Here is a 994-nt window from a genome sequence, read left to right as displayed (position 1 = left end):
CGCCGATCGTGTACATGTTACCTGCAGGAACCCACCCGAGCTTCAGGGTGAAGATGTAGATGCCGATGAGGCCGAACCAGAAAGTCGGGACCGACAGGGCGACCATGGCGCCGACGGTCGCGCAGTAATCAAACAGGGAATAGCGGTGGGTGGCGCCGCGGATTCCGATCCAGGCACCGACCGCGATCGCAAATGCGGTGGACGTACCCATAAGCAGTAGCGTCGCCAGCAAGTGTCGACCAATCACCGCCAGCACCGAAGAGCCATCGCGGAACGAGTGTCCCCAATCGCCCTGGAGCAGCCGCCAGGCCCAATCGAGATACTGTATCCATAGCGGCCGGTTCAACCCGAGCTGCGTCGCCAGTCGCTCCACATCCTTCTGGGTCATGCCCGGATCGAGCCCGAACTGCGCGAGAGGACCGCCCGGCATGAGGTTGAGAACCGTGAAGCCGATGATCGAGACGATCACCAGCAGCACGACGCTCTGCGAGAGACGATTGAGCAGGAACCCGGACATTCGAGGCACCATGTTGGCGTTGCAGCACCACTCTAGCGCCGACCTCGGCCACAGCGGCCTCGGCCGGCAGCACATCAGCTCGCCCAATACCAGGCTAGCGCGTTCCAGGATTCCGTGCGCGTATTGCCGTTCGGCACGAAACCGTTGATCCCCTTCTTGAGGCCTTCGACCGCATTGCTCTGGTACAATGGAAGGAAGGGTAGGTCGCGACGGACGAGTTCCTGGACGCGAGAGTAGATCGCGCGCCGGGCTTCAGAATCGAAAGTGCGCGCGCCCTTGTCGAGCAGGGCATCGACTTCCGGATTTGTATATTGTGCATTGTTCGAGCCGCGACCGCCTTTCACTGCGACCGAACGCGAGTGCAGGCGATTGGTGACGTCCGGGTCGGCGCCGATCAGATACGAGCTGCCGACGATCACGGAATCGAATTGCGATTGCGTCCAGAACTCGCCCCACATCACGGCAGCGGGCAGGTTC

The 994-nt window shown here is 61.8% G+C and carries 1 protein-coding gene and 1 pseudogene; both read right to left on the bottom strand.

Going from position 1 to position 994, the window contains the following annotated elements:
* Positions 1 to 517 (bottom strand): ABC transporter permease (locus AC1D00_RS42755; protein ID WP_477014869.1); only part of this gene is annotated, 517 nt, incomplete at its 3' end.
* A 74-nt stretch (positions 518 to 591) separates the two neighbouring features.
* Positions 592 to 994: pseudogene (locus AC1D00_RS42750) on the bottom strand (peptide ABC transporter substrate-binding protein); the annotation flags it as partial.

The sequence above is a fragment of the Bradyrhizobium sp. P2_E8 genome, assembly GCF_056403875.1.
Note: the sequence above shows the minus strand (reverse complement) of the source record. Positions and strands in the feature narration are given on the sequence as shown.